1 protein-coding gene is annotated in these 995 nt (G+C 73.6%); it reads right to left on the bottom strand.

All coding sequences use genetic code 11. The features are described from left to right. Positions 1-995, bottom strand: a 995-nt coding sequence (locus GTW40_RS03240) for an acyltransferase domain-containing protein (RefSeq protein ID WP_161178618.1), incomplete at both ends; no start/stop codon positions are given.

Below are 995 nucleotides of genomic sequence, written 5' to 3' on the forward strand. Positions count from 1 at the left end.
CGTCCATGTGCGGGGAGTGGAAGGCGTGGCTGACCGGGAGGCGCTTGGTCTTCCGGCCGCGCTCGCGCCAGAGCGCGGCGACGCGGTCCACCGCTTCGGCGTCGCCTGAAACGACCGTGGAGCGGGGGCCGTTGCACGCGGCCACGGCGATGGTGTCGCCGAAGGGTGCGAGCGTCTCGCGTACCTCGTCCTCGGCCGCCTCCAGGGCCGCCATCGCACCGCCCTCGCGGGCGGCCTGCATGAACCGTCCCCGGGCGGCGACGACCGCGCACACGTCGGCCAGGTCCCACACCCCGGCCAGGTGCGCCGCGGTGACCTCGCCGAGGGAGTGGCCGAGGAGGAAGTCGGGGACCACGCCGTGGTGTTCGAGCAGCCGGTACAGGGCGGTCTCGATGGCGAACAGGGCGGCCTGGGTGAAGGCCGTCTGGTCCAGCAGCGCCGAGTCCGCGGAGTTCTCGGGGGCGAACAGGACGTCCTTCAGCGGGCGCGAGAGAGCCGGGTCGAGGTGGGCGCACACCGCGTCGAAGGCGGCGGCGAACACCGGTGCGCTCTCGTACAGTTCGCGCCCCATGCCGAGGCGCTGGCTGCCCTGTCCGGTCAGCAGGAAGGCGGTACGGGTACGGCCCTGGCCGGCGTCCGCGCCCCGTGGTCCGACGGCGCGCAGGACGTTCGGCGCGTCGGTGCCCTCGGCGAGCGTCTTCAGCCCGGTCAGTAGTTCGCCGCGGGTACTGCCGACGACCGCGGCACGCTGCTCCAGCGCGGCACGAGCCGTGGCCAGGGAGAAGCCGACGTCCACGGGGTCGAGATCGGGGTGCCCTGTGAGGTGCTCGTGCAGGCGCCGCGCCTGAGCGCGCAGGGCCGTCTCGTCCCGCCCCGACACGAACCACGGCACCGGGCTCGCCGGGTCACCATCGACACGCGCGGGCTCGGGCTCGATGTCACCCTGCTCGACGATGACGTGCGCGTTCGTACCGCTGATCCCGAACGAGGACACC

The sequence above is a fragment of the Streptomyces sp. SID4985 genome, from assembly GCF_009863025.1.
Classification (GTDB): domain Bacteria; phylum Actinomycetota; class Actinomycetes; order Streptomycetales; family Streptomycetaceae; genus Streptomyces.